We start from the raw sequence: 540 nt of genomic DNA, 5'->3' as shown, positions 1-540 counted from the left end.
GTGCCGCGCGTGCGCTTGCCCGATGGCTCGGTACGGCTGGTCGAGCCGGAATGGGTCGGTCAGCTCGACGGTTTCACGTTGCTGTTCGAAGCGCTGGTGCTGATGCTGGCGCAGCAGATGCCGTTTGCCGCTGTGGCGCGCATCGTCAATCTGTCGTGGCACCGGGTTCATGCCATCTGTTCGCGCTATGTGGAACTGGCGCTGGCATCGGCGAATCTGTCGGACGTGAGCTCGGTAGCCATTGACGAGACCTCGTACCGGCGCGGCCACGAGTACCTGACGCTGGTCGCCGATATGCAGGCGCGGCGCGTCGTGTTTGTCACGGCCGGCCGCGACGCGAAGACGATTGAGGGCTTTGCCGCCTACCTTAACCAGCACCACGGCACGCCCGAGCAAGTCACCTTCGTCAGCATCGACATGTCGCCCGCGTTCATCAAGGGCGTGGGCGAACATCTGCCCAATGCGCGAGTGACGTTCGACAAGTTTCACGTCGTCGCACATGCGTCCAAGGCGCTTGACACGGTGCGCCGCCAACAACAG

Annotated in this window: 1 protein-coding gene; it reads left to right on the top strand. The window is 63.7% G+C overall.

Annotated elements, in window-relative coordinates:
- Positions 1–540, top strand: a 540-nt coding sequence (locus PQR08_RS38665) for a transposase (RefSeq protein ID WP_408164501.1), incomplete at both ends; no start/stop codon positions are given.

This window comes from Caballeronia jiangsuensis, assembly GCF_046030135.1.
Lineage (GTDB): Bacteria > Pseudomonadota > Gammaproteobacteria > Burkholderiales > Burkholderiaceae > Caballeronia > Caballeronia jiangsuensis.
Note: the sequence above shows the minus strand (reverse complement) of the source record. Positions and strands in the feature narration are given on the sequence as shown.